The sequence below is a fragment of the Paenibacillus contaminans genome (assembly GCF_003285015.1).
GTDB lineage: Bacteria > Bacillota > Bacilli > Paenibacillales > NBRC-103111 > Paenibacillus_V > Paenibacillus_V contaminans.
This window is the reverse complement of the sequence record NZ_QMFB01000094.1, coordinates 1-432: the sequence shown is the minus strand read 5'-3', so window position 1 is coordinate 432 and position 432 is coordinate 1. Positions and strand designations below refer to the sequence as shown.

Annotated in this window: 1 protein-coding gene; it reads left to right on the top strand. The window is 58.3% G+C overall.

Annotated elements, in window-relative coordinates; translation table 11 throughout:
* The coding region (locus DQG23_RS41685; protein ID WP_192894711.1) for a cadherin-like beta sandwich domain-containing protein at positions 1 to 432 on the top strand (432 nt) is incomplete at both ends.

Sequence of the window (432 nt, the reverse complement as noted above, 5' to 3'; positions counted from 1 at the left end):
AATGCAAAGAACGTAACGCTGAACGTGGGCGCGAACACCGTCACGGTTGTTGTGACGGCGCAGGACGGCATGACAACGAAGACGTACACGATCACGGTGACGCGAGCGAAGTCGAGTAATGCAGATCTGAACGCGCTGACGCTAAGCGCGGGAACGTTGACGCCTGGATTTACAACAGGCGATGTCAGCTACACGGCGAGCGTCGGCAATGCGGTTACGAGTATCGACGTGACGCCAACCGTGGCGGACTCAACGGCTACAGTGACAGTGAACAATGACACCATCAATTCGGGCAGCGCGAAGCACGTAACGCTGGGCGTGGGTACGAACACCGTCACGGTTGTTGTGACGGCGGAGGACGGCACGACAACGAAGACGTACACGATCACAGTGACGCGAGCGAAGTCGAGCAATGCGGACTTGAGCGCGCTG